The organism is Flavobacterium sp. DG2-3, assembly GCF_030730925.1.
In the GTDB taxonomy this organism is placed as follows: Bacteria; Bacteroidota; Bacteroidia; order Flavobacteriales; family Flavobacteriaceae; genus Flavobacterium.
The window spans coordinates 76,461-96,239 of record NZ_JAVAMB010000018.1 but is presented as its reverse complement, the minus strand read 5'-3'; the positions used below and the strand labels follow the sequence as shown (position 1 = coordinate 96,239).

The window sequence follows — 19,779 nt, the reverse complement described above, 5'->3', positions numbered from 1 at the left end:
TTTAGATTTTAGATTTTAGATTTTAGATTTTAGATTTTAGATTTTAGATTTTAGATTTTAGATTTTAGATTTTACCAAAAAAAATCGCTGCGCTCTTTTTTTTGGAATTTGGGATTTCAAAAATTGGAATTTAATTAATAATTATACAATAAAATGCACATTCAACCTATACAAAACAAGTACGAAAATGAAATCGTAGATTTGATTTTAAACATTCAGCAAAAAGAATTTAATGTTCCCGTTACTTTAGAAGATCAGCCGGATTTATTGGACATCGAGAACTTTTACTATAAGCCGGGCGGAATCTTTCTTGGCGCTTTTATAGACGATAAATTGGTTGGTACAATTGCTTTGGTGAAATTTAATGCTGAAGCTGGAGCCATCAGAAAAATGTTTGTCAAGAGAGAATTTAGAGGTAAAGAATTTCAAATTGCCCAACAATTATTAGAGCAATTAATTGCCTACAGCAAAGAAAAAGGAATAAAAGACTTATATTTAGGAACGGTTACGCTGTTGCAGGCGGCTTTGCGTTTTTATGAAAAAAATGATTTTGTAACGATTCCGAAAGAAGCACTTCCAATCGATTTTCCGTTAATGAGACCCGATAATGTTTTCTGCCATTTAAAACTAAATCAATAGAAATGAATATAATTGACGAAATCGGCATACTGGCCATATCAACGCGATTGCAGCGTCTGAGCGAGCAATTGCGCAAAGACGGCGCTTTAATCTATAAGTCTTTTGACATTGATTTTGAACCGAAATGGTTTCCTGTAATCTATACGCTGCACATTAAAGAAATGCTAAGCGTTGTCGAAATTGCAAGTGAAATTGGCTATAGCCATCCGTCAACAATTAGTTTATTGAAGGAATTGGAAAAGCAAAAATTAATCAGTTCTAAAAAAGACAAACTAGACGAACGCAAAAGACTAATTGTTTTGACAGCTAAAGGAAAAGAACTTGTCGTAAAAATGCAGCCTGTTTGGGCGGTGATGAAAAAAACGCTCAACGAAATTACCGATAATCAGAACAATCTTCTGAAAGCCATTGAAGAAACCGAGCAAAAATTGGCAACTCAAGGCTTTTTTCAGCGAGCTGCAGAGCTTAAAATTTAGATTTTTGTCCTTCGGCTCAGAGTAAAAAATTGTAATTTGGAATTTGATTTTTGGTTTTTAATTCCTTTATTCTTTGCCAGTAATTTTCTTTCTGTGGTTATGCCCCCACTTTGCCAAAGAATCTATTACTTCTTTTAAAGTATGGCCGTATTCTGTTAATTGATATTCAACTGTTATGGGCTGTGTTTTTAGAACAGTTCGCGTAACTAATTGGTTTTCTTCAAGGTTTTTCAATTCTCTGCTCAGCATTTTTCCTGAAATGCCTTCGACTTCACGCAACAAATCAGAAAATCGCAAAGTATTAAAACAAAGCGATGCAATTATAGAGATTTTCCATCTTCCGTTTAAAATATACATCGCATCATGCACCGCCATAATTCGCTGATTGCATTGTTGAGGATCGTGTTTAGGTTCTTTTATCATGTCGTGTTAGTAGGTTACCTCGATGTTACAGTTACTTTTGGTAATCTGATGACAAAAATACACTTAAACTTTTTACCTTTGAATACAATTTTAATCAATTAGAAAAAAAATGGCCTTAATAGATGCACTAAAGTGGCGTTATGCTACAAAAAAAATGAACGGACAAGCTGTTCCGCAAGAAAAAGTAGATTATATTCTTGAAGCTGCAAAATTAGCTCCTTCTTCTTCAGGATTACAGCCTTACAAGGTTTTTGTAATCACAAACAAAGAATTAAAAGAAAAACTTAGAGCGGTAAGTTTTGACCAAAGTCAAGTTACAGATGCTTCTCACGTTTTGGTTTGGGCTGCTTGGGACGGTTACAGTTTAGAAAAAATTTCTGCTGTATTTGACCGAACAATTGCAGAAAGAGGAATTCCTACTGATGCAATGGACGAGTACAAACAGAGACTTTGGGGAATGTACGAGCCTCTTGGACAAGAATGGCACGCTAACCATGCTGCAAAACAAGCTTATATTTCGTTTGGTGTAGCAATCGCTGCGGCTGCAGAACAGCAAGTAGATGCAACTCCAATGGAAGGTTTTATTCCTGCTGAAGTGGACAAACTTTTAGGATTGGAAGAACTTGGACTTAAAAGTGTTTTAGTTTTACCTTTAGGATACAGAGATGATTCTGGCGACTGGCTGGTAAACTTGAAAAAAGTGAGAACTCCGCACGATGAATTTATAACAGAAATCAAGTAATTTTTTTTTTGCTTTAATGAAAATGCTTTTGAAATGGTGCAACAACACTTTTTCAGAAGCATTTTTAGTTTAAATATTTCATTTTCAAACCAATTCAAAAGAACAGAAAAAACTGATTTTTTCAGACTTATGTTATTTTTTAATATTGCTTAAAAATAGGTACGTAATGCGGATAATTAAATAATATCGTATAACTAATTTTGCTTTATCCAAAACAATTCATTCTTATTCACAACAAATTAAATTCTAAGAACTATGTCTGATTTCTTAACGCAATTTGGGGAAGACCTAAAAAAGAACGTCCCAGGTTTCATCGCAGTTTCTGTGGCTGAAATCGCTAGCGGTATGTCATACTATTCACAGTCTGCTGCTGCAGATTTTGACCCAGAATTGGCATCTGCCTACAACCTTGAAGTAGTTAAAGCAAAAATGAACGCTATTAAAGCGCTGAATTTAAATGGTCAGGTTATTGACAATATCATGATTACATTAAGTTCTCAAATTCACATTATTGATGTTTCTGACAATCAGGATTACTTTATTTACCTGGCTGTAGATTCTACAAAAGCTAATTTAGGTATGACCAAATCGATCCTAAATAAGTACAAAAAAGAAATAGTAGCTAAATTATAACACAATTTTGCCCCTTTTAAAAAGGAATATTCGCTTTTGAGTATTCCTTTTTATTTTTCTATAAATTGCTATTCGTTTCTTTTAAAATATTTTTATATTTCGAAAAGTAAATTAAGGAATTGCACCAATGGAATTACGCGCTTATTTTGAAAAATACTCTGATGAAGCCACTTGTATTGAAGAGCTCAAAAACAAACGTTTAGAAAACGGGCTTTTGTGCAGAAAATGTGGCCATAATGAGCATTCTTTCCGTCAGAATGATTTGAAATTCCAATGCCGTAAGTGCGGCAGCCGTATGAGTCTCCGTTCTGGAACTGTAATGGAAAATTCCAATCTTCCTATTCGCTACTGGATGATTTGCATCGAATTGATGACGCTTTCGCACAGAAGAATATCCATACTCAAAATTCAATATTTATTAGGTCATAAGCGATACGAACCAATCTGGCTGATGGCGCAGAAAATTCGTCTGGTCATGAAAATTCGAGATGAAAAATACCGCTTAAGAGCGTATTCTGAATTTGATCCTGAATTTCTACAGAAAATCGACAAGCTGACTTTGGAAAAGAAAACCAAAACTAAACATGAAAGCTGATTTAAGAGCACATATCGAAAAAAACATTCCTTTAACTGACGACGAATTTGCTTTTGTCATCTCACATTTCAGCACCAAAAAATTCAAAAAACATCAATTTCTTATCCAGAAAGACGAAGCCGTATCGTATTCTTATTTTATAATTAGCGGGCTTGTCAAATTAGTTTTTACTGATGAATCGGGAAAAGAACATATTGTTTCTTTTGCTATGGAAGACTGGTGGGAAAGTGATTTTTATGCTTATTACACGCAAACAAAGGCAACTATGTCTCTTGAATGTCTTGAAGATACCGAAGTGCTTTGCTGCACACTCGAAGATTATAGAAAGCTATGCGATGGTTTGCAAAAAATGGAACGTTTTTTTCTGGAGAAAGCTACTTTTGGTTTTTTAGGTTCGCAGCGCCGTATTATTTCCTGGCTCACTTCAAACTCAAAAGAACGATACGAACAGCTATTAAAACAATATCCGACACTTTTTCAACGGGTTTCTAAAAGTCAAATTGCTTCTTATTTGGGAGTATCGCGCGAAACACTGAGCCGGCTTTCTTCCTGATGTGACATACATCACTTTTTATTTGTGAGGAATGTCAACGGCTTAAATCGGCGATAAGTCTGAATTTTGTCTTTATAATTTTAAACAAAATAAAGATGGAAAAAAGAGTTATAAATCCGTGGAAATGGCAAGACGAACGCAGCTACGCACAAGCAGTTGAAGTAAAAAATCCTGAAGGAACATTATATGTATCTGGACAAACGGCTATAAGCGCAGATGGAATTTCGAGCAATGAGAACATGGAATCTCAAATTATTCAAACCCTAAAAAATTTAGAACAAGTTATTACAGAAGCAGGATATGAATGCAACGGAATCGTGCGTTTAAATATTTACACCACTTCTACAGCAGAACTGTGGCCTCATTTCAACATTTTACAAGACTGGATCAACAAACATAATATTGTACAGGCCACGACATTGCTGGAAGTAAAAAGCCTTTTCGAAACCTTAAAAGTAGAATTGGAAGCAACCGTTGTAAAATAATTTGGGTTAAAATAAAAAATGCTGTACGGCTATCCTTTTGTACAGCATTTTTTATAAAATTTCAATTGCAAAATCAATTATCTAATTATCTAATTGACCAATTATCTAATTAAAAGATTATTTCTTTTTACTATTCTTTTTAGCTTTAGATCTTTTTGCTTTCTTTTTTGCGATTTTTTTCGCTTTCGCTTTATCTTTCGCTTTTTTCGCTTTTTTCGCTTTTGCTTTCTTTTTTGCTTGCGCTTTTTGTTTTGCTTTTTTCGCTTTCTCTTTCTTTTTATCTTTTGCTTTTGCTTTTTTCTTCGCTACTTTTTTCTTTTTCTCTTCTTTTTCTTTTTCTTTCATTTTTTTATTCTTTTTAGATTTCGATTTTTCTTGGTTCTCCTCAGCTGCTGCTTCTTCAGTTTCAGATACTGTCTCCTCTCCTGCTTCAGTTTCTGTAGTCTCTTCAACGATTTCTTCTGTTGACACTTCTTTTACTGCTGCTTTTCTTGGAGCTCTTTTAGGTTTTGATTTAGATTCTGAAGTTTCAGTTTCAGCCGATTCTGTTTCAGAAGCTGGAACGTCCTGCTGTACGTTTTCTTCGTTAGAAATAACTGGAACAGCCTCTACCTCCTGATCGATTTCATTAGTAAGCACTTCTTTTGCCATTATTCTGTTAATTTTAAGAAATTGATTAAATTTATTTTGGATTAAACTAATTTTGAATGTTATTAAATCATTAAATTAACATCAAAAAATAATAAACAAATATAGACCTAAAAAGCTATTCGCCAATGTTAAGTTTTTCATTGTTAACAAAAACAGCTTTTATTTAACTAAAAATCAAACACTTATCCAATGTTAAGTTTTTCGTTGCGATTTTTTTGATTTTTGAAACGTCTTTACAGCCATTTTAAAGCAGCACAGATTTTACATAAACAACTAACAAATTGCATAATTTCGCTTTAAATTTGATAAAATGATCAACGATTTAGAATATCAGACCATAAAACCCAGCAAAAACCTTTCGGATTTTGTAGATAGTTTTTGGTGTATGGAGAATAAATCGGATCAAACATTAGAAACAATCGGTCTTCCCGACGGGCGAATCGATCTGTCGCTAATAAAAACTGCCGAAACTTCTTTTCAAATCAGACTTTTGGGTCTAGGTACACAGCAATACGAAAAAGGAACAATTCCGGCTAATAGTAAAACCTTTACCATTAGCTTTAAACTTCCTGCTGTAGAATATATTTTTCATGAAAGCATTGCCGAAATTTTAAATTCTGGGAGATTATTAGAAAATGACTTTTGGAATTTTAATGAAACAGATTTGAAAGATTTCGAATTGTTTAGCGAAAAAGCTGCTGCAAAAATTCATTCCTTATTACTAAAGGAAGTCGATAATCGGAAACAAAAACTCTTTCGACTTATTTACGAAAGCAATGGCGCAATGTCCGTAAAAGAATTATCGGAGCAATCGAATTGGAGCAGCCGCCAGATTAATCGCTATTTCAATCAGTATTTTGGACTTTCGCTGAAGGCGTATTGTTCTATTCTTCGTTTCCGAACTTCTTTGGAACATATTGCAAAAGGCAAACTTTTTCCAGAAGAGAATTTTTCAGATCAAACGCATTTCATTAAAGAAATCAAGAAAATATCAGGTTCGGTTCCTAAAGCTCTTTTTCAAAATAAAAACGACCGATTTATACTATTATCTGCTCTTTCGTCTCAATAATTTTGCAACATAGATTTTAAACACAAAACTATGTTACTAGAAAATAAACACGTTGCCATCGTTGGCGGCGGAATGGGCGGTTTACTATTAGCCCGCCTTTTGCAGCTTCACAATATAAAGGTAAAAGTATACGAAAGAGACCTCAACGCAGACGTTCGTGTACAAGGTTCGCCTTTAGATTTACACGAAGATTCGGGTTTACTGGCTATGAGTAAAGCCGATTTATTAGATGAATTCTATAAAAATGTCCGTCCGAATGCCAGTAAAGCTCGAATTGTAGATCAAAATTTTGAATTGAAATTTGATGAGCATGCTATTATTGAAACTTCTTCTCAAGAAATTTCAAATTCAAATTCAGATTCCCTTCAAGACATTTCAAAACCTCGTCCAGAGATAGACCGTTCTAATCTTCGAACTGTTTTATTGAATTCGCTTTTGCCCGAAAACATCGTTTGGGACAGCCATTTTCTTTCTATGGAAAAAGAAAATGAAGGCTGGCGTCTGTTCTTTAACAATGGAAAAAACGTTTATGCTGATTTGGTTATTGGTGCAGACGGGGCAAATTCTAAAATTCGTCCTTATATAAATAATCAAAAACCAATTTATTCTGGCATTACTATGATTGAAGGCACTATTTATAATGCCAAAGAAAATGCTCCAAAGCTTTTTGAATTTTCGAAAGGCGGAAAAGTTTTGGCTTTTGGAAAGGAACAAACCATTATGTACGGCACCAAAGGAGACGGTTCGTTACTATTTCTGCTCAGCAGTAAAATACCCGAAAATTGGATTTTAGAAAACAATCTGGATTTTAAAGACAATGCTCAAATTTTCGACTGGTTTAAAAAAGTGTATCAAGATTGGAGTCCAAAATGGCATGAACTTTTTGTGAGCAACGAACTGTTCTTTATACCGCGTCCGCAATATTGTTTTCCCCAAAATCAAACTTGGGAAACGCAGGAAAATATAACTGTCATTGGAGATGCCGCACACCGCATGCCTCCTTTTGCTGGAAAAGGCGCTAATCTGGCGATGCTTGACGCTCTTGAACTTTCAGACTTTTTGACCAACAATGAATTTTTGGATTTGAAAACAGCGCTTTCTCATTTTGAAAAGCGCATGCTGGAACGAGCTGCAGAAGCATTAGAAAACACCTTAAAAAATGGCGAACAGCTTCATGCCGCCAATGCTTTAGAAAAACTGCTTTCTATCTTTAATAAAACAGCCAAATCTTAATCGTTTTTATTTCAATTACTTACATATTTTATTTAAATTTACAAGAACCCGAAAAATGTTATTTAGTAATTATACCCCACGATAAGTTTCACTAAACCATTCCAACCATGAGGCATTTTCTAATCCTATTATTGTTTACAGGTTTTGTTTATTCTTCTTTCGGACAAAAAATAGCTGATTCTACTTCGAAAAAAACAAAAGACAAGAAAATTGAACTGAGAGTAATGCCTTATCTGAGTTACAACAGAAATCTCGATTTTATGTTTGGCGCCATCCCGATGATGATGTATAGAGTTAATGAAGCAGATACTATTTCGCCAAAATCATTATCTGGAATGTCGGCTATTTATACCACAAATAAATCGTATGCTTTGGCACTTTTTAATAAATGGTATTTGAATGAAGACAAATGGCGTTTGAAGTTTTTCTTTTTTACCGGAAATCAGAATTCGCAGTTTTATGTCGATGATATTGATCAGCCTGATTTTTATGATTACGGAACCAAAACTACGGTATTGGGAATTGGAGGCCAGCGAAAAATCGTAGGAAAGTTCTATGGCGGACTTTCTTATACTTATGCGCATTATAATACCATTTATGAAGATGATATTTCGCCTTCTTCGATTTCGCACAGCAATGCATTAGTTTTCAATTTATTGTACGACACCAGAGATGCTGTTTATTATCCTACTATAGGTTATAAAATTAGATTGGACTGGTCTACGTATCCGAAATTTCTAGATAATCAACTGGCATCGAATAGAATTTCTTTCCAAGCGAATAAATATTTCCAAAATCGCGAAGCCAAAGATGTAATTGCGGTTCGTTTTTATGGCAAGTTTGGTCTTGGAAACGTTGCATTTGAACAGCAAAGCACTATTGGCGGAACTGATATTCGCGGTTATTCGGACGGGAAATATAGAGGTTCGGGATTAATGGACATTCAAGGTGAGTACCGTTACAATTTCGCCAAAAAAATGGGCTTGGTCGGATTTTTTGGAATTGCAACCATTTACGGTTCTGACACTCCAAGCTTTGACTGGAAAATGTATCCTGGCGGAGGTGTTGGTTATCGGTACAATCCTTTTAAAAAATCAAAATTTAATGTTGGCCTAGACGGTGCAGTCGGTAAAGGAGATTGGGGAATTTATTTCAGAATCGGCGAAGCATTTTAAATTTCAGAAAGCATAAAAAAGCTCTAAATCAAAAATTTAGAGCTTTTTTGTTTTAAAAATCTCTTTTCGAATGTTGCACATACGTCTTTTTTGTTTCATTTTATAATATGCAACATCGAAAAAAATATTCCATAGCCATCTTTCTTTAAATTTGAGTATCCCCAAATTACACTAAAACCTTAATTGCAAAATGCTTAAAACAATTTATTAATTTAAGGTGGTTTTAAATTTCCTGTGCCGCCTCTTTATTCCCAATTGCTTATGGCACATTTTTACTTTTCCTGGAGAATTTATACTTTATCTAAAAAACTGGCTTTTACTGCATTATTCATTTTTCTTGCTGCTTTTCAAGCAAATGCACAAAACTGTACAGTAAATGCTGGAGTTCTGAATGTAACCCTTTGCGAAACAGATGCTTTGGTTTTAACAGGAAACACACCTTCTCCGATAATTGGAACGGTTTTATGGACACAGATTTCTGGACCGGCGGTGGTTATCAACTCACCAAATAGTCCTTCTACAACCGTATCAGGTTACACCGGCGGAAATACTTATATTTTTAGATACAGCGCGACTTGTGGAGATGGCATTGTATCGTATCAGGATAAAGTGGTAAATGTAAAGCCTATAACTATGGCTAATGCTGGAGTAAATATTGCCAGCTGCCCAAACAGTTCGGGGACTTTAACCATATCTGCAAATGCGCCTCAAAATACTGGAGAAACGGCACATTGGGAGATTGTAGGCGCTAATGACGCGGGAGTTGTGATCAATTTTCCAAATTTGCCAACCTCAACCATCACACTTCCAGCAGTAAGATGCGGCGTGTCTACACTTCAATGGGTTATTGAAGGCCCAGAATTTGCACCAGGACAGCGCTGCAGAACAACATCTCAAATTACGGTTACCAATTATGGAGGTGTTAAACCCGTAAATGCAGGTCCTGATCAAACATTGAGCAATTGTTATACTACAACTCAAACTGCTAACCTTACTGCAACTTATGGAGGCTGTGGCTTAAACGGACAATCGGGCCAATGGACATTTGTAAGCGGGCCAAGCACTCCGACAATTAGCAATTCTAATTCTAATAACACGCAAGTTTCTAATCTTACGCAAGGTACTTATACTTTTAGATGGACCGTTACTGGACCATGTGCTGCTGGCAATGATACTGTAAATATAATAGTTCCCGCGGCAACCCAAGATGTAACAACACTTCCAGGCGGTGATGAAGTGATCAATTTTTGCGACAATACTATTACACAAGCAACTCTTGTAGCGCAAACGCCATTATACGCTGGAGAAACCGTTCAATGGACTCAAGTTTCTGGAGGTGCTGGAGCTGTGATTGTTTCTCCTACTAACCCTACTACCTTGATAACCAATATTTCCAGTACTGGAGCTCCTTACAGATTTCGCTATACTTTAACCAATAGTAATACAGGATGTATTTTTAGCAAAGATTACATTATACAATATAATGGTCCTACGCGAACCATTAGCGCCAATAATGGCGATGATATCGTAGGAAGCTGTAACGCGACTGTTTTTACTATTCCGCTTACGGTAACGGGTGCTGGGATCAATCAATATAGAATTGTGAGCGGGCCAGATAGTTCTCCTCTTGGGCCTTTTCCAACTGCTTTGCAAACCATAGGAAATTCGGTTACACTTACGCTAACTGCTTCTGGAGATTATACAGTAGAATTTATAAGAAGTGAAAATGGCTCATTAAACGTAGGTTGCGATTACGGATTTGATACCTTAAATATTTTAGTTTCAGGAGATCCGACGCCATCTAATGCGGGTACAGATGTAAGTCTTCCTTGCGGAGATACGACTACTATACTTTCTGGAGTCAGCACTGAAGAAGGAATGCACTTTTGGAGTCAGCTTTCTGGTCCAAATCAGGCAGTTATTGCAGATAATTTTGCTATAGACACACCTGTTTCCGGCCTTATTCCTGGAACCTATGTTTTTCAATATATAACAAAAGGTGGCGGAGCGACATGCGGTTTTTCTGTTTCGACAGTTACCGTTTATGTATCGGAAACCTCATTAAGTCCAACAGATGCTGGTACAGATCAGGTTGTTTGTATAAACTCGCAGGTACCGCTTTCCGCCACTCCTCCGCAAAGCGGTGAACAAGGAGAATGGAGCCAAATTTCGGGGCCAAATACCATTACTTTTTCTGATATTCATGATCCAAATGCGGTTGCCACCGGTTTCAGTACAGGAGCATCATCTTATGAATTGCAATGGACCATCTCGTATCTTCATCCAGGACCTTCCTGTAGCCTTTCGGTTTCAGATACTGTAACCGTTCTTACCAATACAAGCACTGCACCATCCAACGCAGATGCAGGACCAGATACTTGTTATTCTTCTGGTGTAAATTCATTTAACTTGGCTGGAAACACACCAACTTTGTTAGAAACTGGAGAATGGACGGTAACACCTTCTGCTGGAGTTATTATCACAGACAATACTGATCCCAATACTTTGGTTACTGTTCCTGGAAACGGTACTTATGTATTTACTTGGACTTTAAACCCTTTAATACGAAACTGTTTAGCAAGTTCAAGCAGTGTTTCGGTAACTATTGCAGATACTCCTCCTACTGCCGATGCAGGTCCAGATCAAGAAACTTGCGGTGATACCATTAATATGGCAGCCACAAGCAGCGGTGGTGGTATTGGCACGTGGACAAGAATTTCTGGAGTAGGACAATATACCATTAGCGATATACATGATCCTAATGCGGTATTTACCTTTAGTTATAGCGGTTATTACATTTTTAGATGGACAGTAGATGCTAACGTCTGCGGTCAGGCATTTGATGATATTGAACTTACAGTCGGAATTCCGCCGAAACCAGCAGTAGCAGGACCCGACCAAAACGTATGTAATAGTACCAGCGTTACAATGGCTGGAAACTCTTACGATAGTTTCTTCGAATTAGGACAATGGTCTGTACTTACCGGTGCGCCAAATCAGCCGACTATTGTTGATCCTTCAAATCCAAATACCGTGATTAACGGATTGGTTGCTGGAACTTACACCTTTAGATGGACCATCACAGCCAAAAGTATCTTTTTATGCGATGGCAGTTTTGACGACGTAACTGTTGTTGTAACCCCTACAGCCAATGCAGGAGCTGACCAATCTTATTGTGATGTAACTAGTATTCAACTTGTTGCCAATGAAAATTCTACAGGAACATGGACCCTTACAAGTACAACTGGAAATACTGGCGATGTTCTCATTACACAGTCTCCTTCTAACAGTTATATTGCCAATGCAACTGTTGTTCCGGGCAATGATTATGTTTTTACTTATACTACAACTACAACAACTTTTCCAGATGGAAGCAATTGTCCAGGGTCTGCAGATTCTGTAAATGTTACCATTTTTGATGGCCCAAGCCTTGATCCAAACGCAGGACCAGATCAAACTTTATGTATTAATGATGTAGGCGGCACTGCTACAATGAGCGGAAATGTGCCTAATCCAGACGTGACTTTATTTGAATGGCGATTTGTTTATCAGCCTCCTGGAAGCGTAGCCGTAATTACTACTCCATCTGCCCCGCTAACAACGGTTACAAACCTGACTGTTCCTGGTCTTTATATTTTAGAATGGGTATTTGAAAGCAATAATTGCCGTTCCCTTTCTGATATTGTCAGAATAGAAATGAATGCTCCGCCAAGCACGGCCGACGCAGGTCCCGACGATGCTGTAGCTTGTCAGACGACATACAAAACTGCTGCGGTTCCTCCTACAGTTGGTATCGGAACTTGGACATTCGCTTCACAACCTTCTGGAGCCAATGCTGTAATCGACAATCCAAATAGTCCTGTAACTACTTTGTCAAATGTAGATGTTTTAGGCACTTATGTATTAACATGGACTGTGACCAATGGACCTTTTACCAGTCCATCATTATGCCAGCCATCATCTGATACAGTTTCTATAACATTTACCGATATCCCGCCATCAATTGCAAATGCAGGGCCTGATCAGGAATTATGTAATGTGACTACTACCACTATGGCTGCTGAAATCGTAACTTCAGGAAATGGCGCATGGACGCAGGTTTCAGGTCCCAATACCGCTATCATCGGGTCTCCAGATGAAGAAAATTCCCCTATGCTTGGCCTTATTCCGGGAACGTATGAATTTCTCTGGACAGTTACCAGTACAAATAGCTGTATATCTGAAGACTCTGTTTTAGTTACCATATATGCTCCTCCATCTACTGCAAATGCAGGACCAAATCAAGTTGTACCTCAATTTACAGCAGTTAATATGAATGCCGTAACACCAAGTGTGGGTACGGGAACTTGGACACAAATTTCTGGGCCTAGTACTGTGGGATTTGCTGACAATACTTCACCAACTACAGCTATTGCAGGAACTGTTTCAGGAACCTATGTTTTAGAATGGACTGTAACAAATGGTAATTGTGCTGTCTCATCAGATACTATGACCCTTGTTATATTGTCTGTTGCCGATTTAGAATTAACTAAATCCGTTACACCAGTTACGGGAAGCGCCGGGGATGTTGTGACATTTAGCCTTCAGGTTTACAATAACAATTCATTGGGAGGAACCGTAAATGCTACGGGTGTTGCAGTTCGAGATTATATTCCGACCGGTTATACCATTGTACCAGGATCTGCCAATTTTGCTGGACAGTATAATGCTGGAGACAATACAATAACTTGGAGCAATCTTACAGTTCCAAACGGCGGAACAAGAAATCTCACTTATAAGGCTACGATTCGATCAACAGGTTCTTATACCAATGTAGCCGAAGTTATTGCTTCAGATCAATATGATCCGGATAGTACTCCCAATAATCAAATTGCAACTGAAGACGATCAGGACGATGCAACAGTTATATTAGATGTAGCCGATTTATCGCTTCAAAAAACCGTATCTCCATCTACAGTAAGTATTGGCGATAATGTAATCTTCACAATTCGAGTGACAAACAGCGGACCAAATAATGCTTCAGGAATTACAGTTTCAGAACAATTGCCTTCTGGCTATACGTATGTCAGCGACAATGGCGGAGGCAAATACAATCGAACAACGGGCGTATGGACAATAGGAAATTTAAATAACGGAAACTCGATAGCACTTCAGATTACGGCTAAAGTAAATGTATCTACAGCTGCCAATTATGTCAATACTTCTGAAATCAGAACAGCCAACCAAATTGACCCTGACAGTACACCTGGAAATGGGCTTCCTGAAGATGATATGAGCAGCGCAACGGTCAATCTGAAACTTGCCGATTTAGAACTTACAAAATCAGTTTTACCATTGTCTGCAAAAGCTGGTGATGTAGTCGATTTTACACTTAATTTACGCAATAATGGCCCTGGAAATGCAACTGGAGTAGCAGTTCAAGATATAATTCCTGTAGGTTATACGCTGCTGCCTGGTTCCGTTTCAAACGGAGGAACGTATCAAGTCGCAAATGCCGCAGTAGACTGGAAAAACCTTTCTTTGGCTAATGGAGCAAACTTAAATCTTACTTTTAAAGCCACTGTAAACCCTACAGGAAGTTATCTCAATACCGCTCAAGTTACCGCAAGTGATTTATTAGATCCAGATTCAACACCAAATAATGATGACGGCGACCAAAGCGAAGATGATGAATCGAATGCGCAGATTACTTTTATTGGCCCTTCTGCCGATTTATCTTTAACAAAAAGTGTAGTGGGCGGCAATACTTCACCTGTAATAGGAAGCGAAATTGCTTTTGAACTGATTGTTAGAAACGACGGTCCAAACAATGTCTCCTTGGCAGAAATTACAGACTTACTGCCTTCAGGGTATCAGTTTATTAATTACAGCTCAACAGATGGTATTTATGACAATACTACAGGAATATGGAAAGTAAGTCCGCTGAATAATGGAGCCTCTGCATCTCTTATTCTTATTGTAAAAGTTCTGCCGACTGGCGATTATTTCAACATTGCACAAGTTTCTGCAAGTGATCTTCCCGATCCAGATTCGACACCAAATAATGATGACGGAGATCAAAGCGAAGATGATGAGGACAACGCAACAATTACCCCAACCCAGCCGTCTGCCGATTTATCTGTAACAAAAACGGTTGATAATCCGACGCCGTTGGTTGGTTCTACTGTCGTCTTTAAAATAATTGCTACAAATGATGGCCCACAAGATACTGCAAACGTCACCGTAACAGATTTACTGCCTTCTGGATATACTTTGAGCAGTTTTAATGCAACTAGCGGTACTTATGATAGTACAACTGGAGTATGGTCTTTGGATATTTTGCGTCATACAGAATCTGAAACTTTACAGTTAATAGCAACTGTAAATGCCACCGGAAATTACACAAACACTGCCGAAGTAACCAGTAGTGACACGCCAGACCCTGATTCGACTCCAAACAACGGAGTAACGACAGAAGATGATTATGCTGAGGCCAGTACCACTCCTATTCCGCTTTCATCCGATTTATCATTAACTAAAACAGTCAATAACACAACTCCATTAGTTGGTTCTAGAGTTACTTTTGAAATTGCCGTAACCAACAATGGCCCTCAGAATAATCCTGGAGTTCTGGTAACAGATTTATTGCCTTCAGGATATACGTACAGCGAATATAATGCTTCAACTGGAATTTATAATCCTGTTACTGGGGTATGGAATATCGGTATTATCCCTAATGGAAAAACGGAAGCTCTTCAAATAATAGCAACCGTAAACGCAACAGGGGATTATTTAAATATAGCTGAAATAACAGCAGCCGATCTTCCTGACCCAAATTCTACACCAAATAACGGAGTGACAACAGAAGACGATTATGCTACCGCAGCCGTAACGCCAGTTCCGCTTTCATCCGATTTATCATTGACTAAAAAAGTAGACAATCCAACTCCGTTTGTAGGTTCTCAGGTAACTTTTGAAATTGTTATCACCAATAACGGGCCGCAAGACAATACAAATGTTGAATTAACAGATTTATTGCCTTCGGGATATACCTACAACAGTTTTACGATTTCAACAGGAACTTACGACCCTGTAACTGGAGTTTGGTCACTGGCCAATATCGTTAATCAAAAATCTGAAACTTTACAGCTTACTGCAACTGTAAACGCGACAGGAGATTATTTGAATATTGCCGAAATAACAGCCGCTGATCTTACTGACCCGAATTCTACTCCAAACAACGGAGTTCCCACAGAAGATGATTATGCTACTGCTATAACAACGCCAACACTGCAATATGCCGATTTATCGTTAACCAAAACCGTTAATAATGCAACACCGATTTTGGGTTCTGTAGTTACTTTTGAAGTTGTGGTAACTAATAATGGCCCGCAAGATACAGCTGGAGTAACCGTAACCGACTTACTGCCTTCTGGATACACCTACTCCAACTTTACGATCTCAACCGGAACATACAATCCGACAACAGGAATTTGGGCTGTAGGGAATTTAGAAAATGGAAAATCAGAAACACTGCAAATTCTAGCAACGGTAAACGCAACTGGAGATTATCTGAATGTGGCAGAAGTGACCGCCAGCAATCTTCCTGACCCGAATTCTACTCCAAATAACGGAATTACGACAGAGAATGATTATGCATCGGTTTCAACCACTCCAACAGCACAATCTTCAGATCTTTCTTTAACTAAAACAGTAAACAATGCAACTCCTTTAGTTGGGTCGATTGTTAATTTTGAAATTGTAGTTAAAAATAATGGCCCAAATGATAATACTGGACTTGCGGTAACCGATTTACTGCCGTCTGGATATACTTTTTCGTCATTTACCACTTCAAAAGGAACTTATGATCCTATAACTGGAGTATGGACAATAGGCAATTTATTAAATGCAAATTCAGAAACTTTACAGATTTCAGCAATTGTAAACGCTTCTGGAGATTATTTGAATATTGCCGAAGTTACAGCAGCCGATCTTCCTGACCCGAATTCTACTCCAAATAACGGAATTACGACAGAGAATGATTATGCATCAGCAACTACAGTTCCAAACCAATTATCTGCCGATTTGGCTTTAACAAAAACCGTTAATAATCCAACCCCTTTAACCGGTTCTACTGTTGTTTTTGAAATTATAGTTGAAAATTACGGCCCTCAAAATACAACAGGTGTAACCGTAACCGACTTACTGCCTTCTGGATATACTTTTAGCAGCTACAATACTTCAAAAGGCAGTTACAACCCAGCAACAGGAATTTGGAATATCGGTTCGTTTGCTAATGGCGACAACCACGTATTGCAAATTACAGCAGTTGTAAATCCAACTGGCGACTATGAAAATATTGCTGAAGTAACTTCTAGCGCCCTGCCAGATCCAAATTCTACAACAGGTAACGGAATTAGTGGTGAAAATGATTACGATACAGCAACAACTAATCCTTTAGTTCAATCTGCTGATTTATCATTGACTAAAACAGTCAATAATCCGACGCCTTTAATTGGAACCCCGGTAACTTTTGAAATTATCATTAAAAATGATGGTCCAGAAAATACTGCCGGTGTAGAAGTTACAGATCTTCTTCCAAATGGCTACACTTTTAGCAGTTTCTCCGCTACAAAAGGAACTTACAACAGTACAACCGGTAAATGGACAATTGGTTCGTTAATCAGCGGAGATTCACAAACCTTACAGTTGGCCGCTATTGTAAACGGAACTGGAAATTATCTCAATATTGCAGAAGTAACCGCAAGTACACTTCCTGATCCTGATTCGACTCCAAATAATGGTGTCACAACTGAGGACGATTACGCGGCTGTGGGAACAGTTCCAGTTGCTTCTCAAGCCGATTTATCTCTAACGAAAGAATTAGTTGGCGGTAATCTTAGTCCGATTTTTGGCGCCACAGTGACATTCGAAATTACAGTTAAAAATGATGGCCCACAAAATGCAACAGGAGTGCAAATACTGGATTTATTGCCAAGTGGTTATGACTATTTAGTTTACAGCTCAACCGCTGGAAATTACGCCAATGCGTCGGGAATATGGAATATCGGCACTATTCTAGCCGGAGATTCGGAAACCTTATTGGTATCAGCAATTGTAAATCCGGCAGGAAATTATCAAAATATAGCAGAAGTATATTCTTCAGACCAATCTGATCCAGATAGTACGCCAAACAACGGAGTTGCAGGCGAAGACGATATGGATTCTGAAACGCTCACTCCTGTTGTGGCTGTTGCCGATCTTTCTTTAGAAAAAGAAGTCGTTAATAATATATTGACGCCAGATGTAGGCGCTCCAATATCATTCTCCATTACGGTGCGAAATTCGGGTCCGAGCGCTGCCACAGGCGTGACAATCAAAGATGTTCTGCCTCCAGGATATGATTATATATTCTATAATGCTACTTCTGGAAGTTATAACCAAATTACGGGCGAATGGACTCCGGGAATTATTCTTCCTGGAAACAGTCACACATTATTGTTAAATGTATTTGTAAAAACGCCTACAGGTGCTGCAAACGAATATTTAAACATTGCAGAAATTATGACATCTGATCAGCATGATCCAGACAGTACACCTGGAAATGGTATATCGACAGAAGACGATTATGACAGTATTGCTGTGACACCAGTAATTGTTCAGGCAGATTTGTCTATCGAAAAAAGAACGCTCAGCGGAAATACTTCTTTTGATGTTGGCGCCAACATTATATTCGAAGTAACCGTTAGTAATGATGGGCCAGGAAATGCCAGCGGTGTTATGGTAAAAGACTTGCTTCCAAAAGGATTTACCTATCTTACCTATACGGCTACAAGCGGTATTTACAACTTTGTTACCGGAAACTGGAATACGGGAATTGTAAATGCTGGCGCTACACAGACTCTGCAAGTATACGTTCGTGTAAATCCGCCTTCTGGTCAAAGCGGAGAATACACCAATATTACAGAAATCACCGCCAGTAACCTGCCCGATCCAGATTCGACGCCAAATAACGGTGTCACTACAGAAGATGATTACGACAGTCTTACTATAAATGTTAACGTAGCCGATTTAAGCCTCAACAAAACAGTTAATAATCAAAATGCGAATGTTGGCGAAACGGTTAATTTCACTCTTCAAATTGGCAATGAAGGCCCTGCAGAAGCAACTGGTGTAAGTATTGAAGATGTAATGCCTGTTGGCTACAAAAACATTTCAAACATCAGCAATGGCGGTATTTTAAGTCTGAGCAGCATCAAATGGACTGGCTTAACTGTTCCTATTGGCGGTATCACCCTGACCTACTCAGCAGTTGTCGGAGATCCTCACGGACTGCAACATACCGATTATGTAAACATCGCGCAAGTTACCGCGAGCAATCAGTTTGATCCTGATTCAACGCCAAATAACGATAAAGGAGATCAGAGTGAAGACGATGAAGATTCAGAATTCATCAATATTCCATCAACTGATGTAGCCATCAATAAAACTGTTGACAAAACAGATGTGCCAATGAACAGCGAAGTCACTTTTACCATTACGGCAGATAATTTAGGCAGTCTCGCAGCGACAAATGTTGAAGTTCAAGATGTTCTTCCAAAAGGATATTCATTTGTAGGCGCAACCGTTACATCAGGAAGCTACAATGCTTCAACAGGAATTTGGTCCATACCTTCTATTAATCCTGGTTCTGCACAAACTCTAACATTGATTGTAAAAGTGGTAGATTTTAACGACTATGTAAATACCGCTACTTTAACCAAACTAGACCAGATCGATACCAATTCTAGCAACAATCAAGACAGCGCCAGCGTAAAAGCAGACTGCTTTAAGATTTACAATGAATTTTCGCCAAACGATGACGGACAAAACGATACGTTCTACATTGACTGTATCGAACGCTATCCAGACAATCAGCTCGAAATATTCAACCGCTGGGGTAATTTGGTTTACTATAAAAAAGGTTACGACAATACGTGGGACGGAAAAGCAGATGGCTCTGCCAAAACACTCCCTGAAGGCACCTATTTCTATATTCTCGATTTAGGCGACGGTTCTAAAAAAACCTCTGGATGGCTTTATCTAAAATAAAACAGTAGGGCACTACAAATTAAGAAATAGGATTA

12 protein-coding genes and 1 pseudogene are annotated in these 19,779 nt (G+C 38.0%); 11 read left to right on the top strand and 2 right to left on the bottom strand.

Going from position 1 to position 19,779, the window contains the following annotated elements; genetic code table 11:
* The first annotated feature begins 153 nt into the window (after positions 1–153).
* Positions 154–639 (top strand): GNAT family N-acetyltransferase, encoded by a 486-nt coding sequence (locus tag Q9Q97_RS19515; RefSeq protein WP_306160179.1) that lies wholly within the window; start codon positions 154–156, stop codon positions 637–639.
* A 2-nt stretch (positions 640–641) separates the two neighbouring features.
* Positions 642–1,115, top strand: coding sequence for a MarR family winged helix-turn-helix transcriptional regulator (locus tag Q9Q97_RS19510; protein ID WP_306160177.1), 474 nt, complete (start codon positions 642–644; stop codon positions 1,113–1,115).
* Between the two features lie 66 nt (positions 1,116–1,181).
* Here the strand turns inward: Q9Q97_RS19510 and Q9Q97_RS19505 are convergent, their stop codons facing one another.
* Positions 1,182–1,538 carry a helix-turn-helix domain-containing protein gene (locus tag Q9Q97_RS19505; RefSeq protein ID WP_306160175.1) on the bottom strand — a complete coding sequence of 119 codons (357 nt, stop codon included), beginning with the start codon at positions 1,536–1,538 and terminating at the stop codon, positions 1,182–1,184.
* Positions 1,539–1,647: 109 nt separating this feature from the next.
* Here Q9Q97_RS19505 and Q9Q97_RS19500 point away from each other — a divergent pair, with 109 nt between their 5' ends.
* From Q9Q97_RS19500 to Q9Q97_RS19480, 5 genes and pseudogenes are all read left to right on the top strand, one after another.
* Positions 1,648–2,280: a nitroreductase family protein gene (locus Q9Q97_RS19500; RefSeq protein WP_306160173.1), complete on the top strand. Its 633-nt coding sequence runs from the start codon at positions 1,648–1,650 to the stop codon at positions 2,278–2,280.
* Positions 2,281–2,535: 255 nt separating this feature from the next.
* Complete coding sequence (locus Q9Q97_RS19495) at positions 2,536–2,913, top strand: hypothetical protein (RefSeq protein WP_306160171.1); 378 nt, start codon at positions 2,536–2,538, stop codon at positions 2,911–2,913.
* A 118-nt stretch (positions 2,914–3,031) separates the two neighbouring features.
* Positions 3,032–3,499, top strand: a pseudogene (locus Q9Q97_RS19490) (transposase); the annotation flags it as partial.
* Positions 3,498–4,061, top strand: a complete 564-nt coding sequence (locus Q9Q97_RS19485; protein ID WP_306160169.1) for a Crp/Fnr family transcriptional regulator — start codon at positions 3,498–3,500, stop codon at positions 4,059–4,061. The pseudogene Q9Q97_RS19490 and the gene Q9Q97_RS19485, both read left to right, overlap by 2 nt.
* A 95-nt stretch (positions 4,062–4,156) precedes the next feature.
* Positions 4,157–4,546: a RidA family protein gene (locus tag Q9Q97_RS19480; RefSeq protein ID WP_306160167.1), complete on the top strand. Its 390-nt coding sequence runs from the start codon at positions 4,157–4,159 to the stop codon at positions 4,544–4,546.
* A gap of 117 nt (positions 4,547–4,663) precedes the next feature.
* Here the strand turns inward: Q9Q97_RS19480 and Q9Q97_RS19475 are convergent, their stop codons facing one another.
* On the bottom strand, positions 4,664–5,197 hold the full coding sequence (locus Q9Q97_RS19475; RefSeq protein WP_306160166.1) for a hypothetical protein: 534 nt from the start codon (positions 5,195–5,197) through the stop codon (positions 4,664–4,666).
* Between the two features lie 310 nt (positions 5,198–5,507).
* Between Q9Q97_RS19475 and Q9Q97_RS19470 the strand changes: the two genes are divergently transcribed.
* The 4 genes from Q9Q97_RS19470 to Q9Q97_RS19455 all read left to right on the top strand — a co-directional run bounded on the left by Q9Q97_RS19470 (position 5,508) and on the right by Q9Q97_RS19455 (position 19,744).
* Entirely contained in the window at positions 5,508–6,266 is a 759-nt protein-coding gene (locus tag Q9Q97_RS19470; RefSeq protein WP_306160164.1) for an AraC family transcriptional regulator, read from the top strand.
* A gap of 30 nt (positions 6,267–6,296) precedes the next feature.
* Positions 6,297–7,499, top strand: coding sequence for an NAD(P)/FAD-dependent oxidoreductase (locus Q9Q97_RS19465; RefSeq protein WP_306160162.1), 1,203 nt, complete (start codon positions 6,297–6,299; stop codon positions 7,497–7,499).
* A gap of 107 nt (positions 7,500–7,606) precedes the next feature.
* On the top strand, positions 7,607–8,674 hold the full coding sequence (locus tag Q9Q97_RS19460) for a BamA/TamA family outer membrane protein (RefSeq protein WP_306160160.1): 1,068 nt from the start codon (positions 7,607–7,609) through the stop codon (positions 8,672–8,674).
* A 261-nt stretch (positions 8,675–8,935) separates the two neighbouring features.
* Positions 8,936–19,744, top strand: a complete 10,809-nt coding sequence (locus tag Q9Q97_RS19455; protein WP_306160158.1) for a gliding motility-associated C-terminal domain-containing protein — start codon at positions 8,936–8,938, stop codon at positions 19,742–19,744.
* The last annotated feature ends 35 nt before the right edge of the window (positions 19,745–19,779 follow it).

Bases quoted from the DNA above. Each gene is read 5' to 3' on its own strand.
- Q9Q97_RS19515 (WP_306160179.1), top strand. From the start codon at position 154: ATGCACATTCAACCTATACAAAACAAGTACGAAAATGAAATCGTAGAT.
- Q9Q97_RS19510 (WP_306160177.1), top strand. From the start codon at position 642: ATGAATATAATTGACGAAATCGGCATACTGGCCATATCAACGCGATTG.
- Q9Q97_RS19505 (WP_306160175.1), bottom strand. From the start codon at position 1,538: ATGATAAAAGAACCTAAACACGATCCTCAACAATGCAATCAGCGAATT.
- Q9Q97_RS19500 (WP_306160173.1), top strand. From the start codon at position 1,648: ATGGCCTTAATAGATGCACTAAAGTGGCGTTATGCTACAAAAAAAATG.
- Q9Q97_RS19495 (WP_306160171.1), top strand. From the start codon at position 2,536: ATGTCTGATTTCTTAACGCAATTTGGGGAAGACCTAAAAAAGAACGTC.
- Q9Q97_RS19485 (WP_306160169.1), top strand. From the start codon at position 3,498: ATGAAAGCTGATTTAAGAGCACATATCGAAAAAAACATTCCTTTAACT.
- Q9Q97_RS19480 (WP_306160167.1), top strand. From the start codon at position 4,157: ATGGAAAAAAGAGTTATAAATCCGTGGAAATGGCAAGACGAACGCAGC.
- Q9Q97_RS19475 (WP_306160166.1), bottom strand. From the start codon at position 5,197: ATGGCAAAAGAAGTGCTTACTAATGAAATCGATCAGGAGGTAGAGGCT.
- Q9Q97_RS19470 (WP_306160164.1), top strand. From the start codon at position 5,508: ATGATCAACGATTTAGAATATCAGACCATAAAACCCAGCAAAAACCTT.
- Q9Q97_RS19465 (WP_306160162.1), top strand. From the start codon at position 6,297: ATGTTACTAGAAAATAAACACGTTGCCATCGTTGGCGGCGGAATGGGC.
- Q9Q97_RS19460 (WP_306160160.1), top strand. From the start codon at position 7,607: ATGAGGCATTTTCTAATCCTATTATTGTTTACAGGTTTTGTTTATTCT.
- Q9Q97_RS19455 (WP_306160158.1), top strand. From the start codon at position 8,936: ATGGCACATTTTTACTTTTCCTGGAGAATTTATACTTTATCTAAAAAA.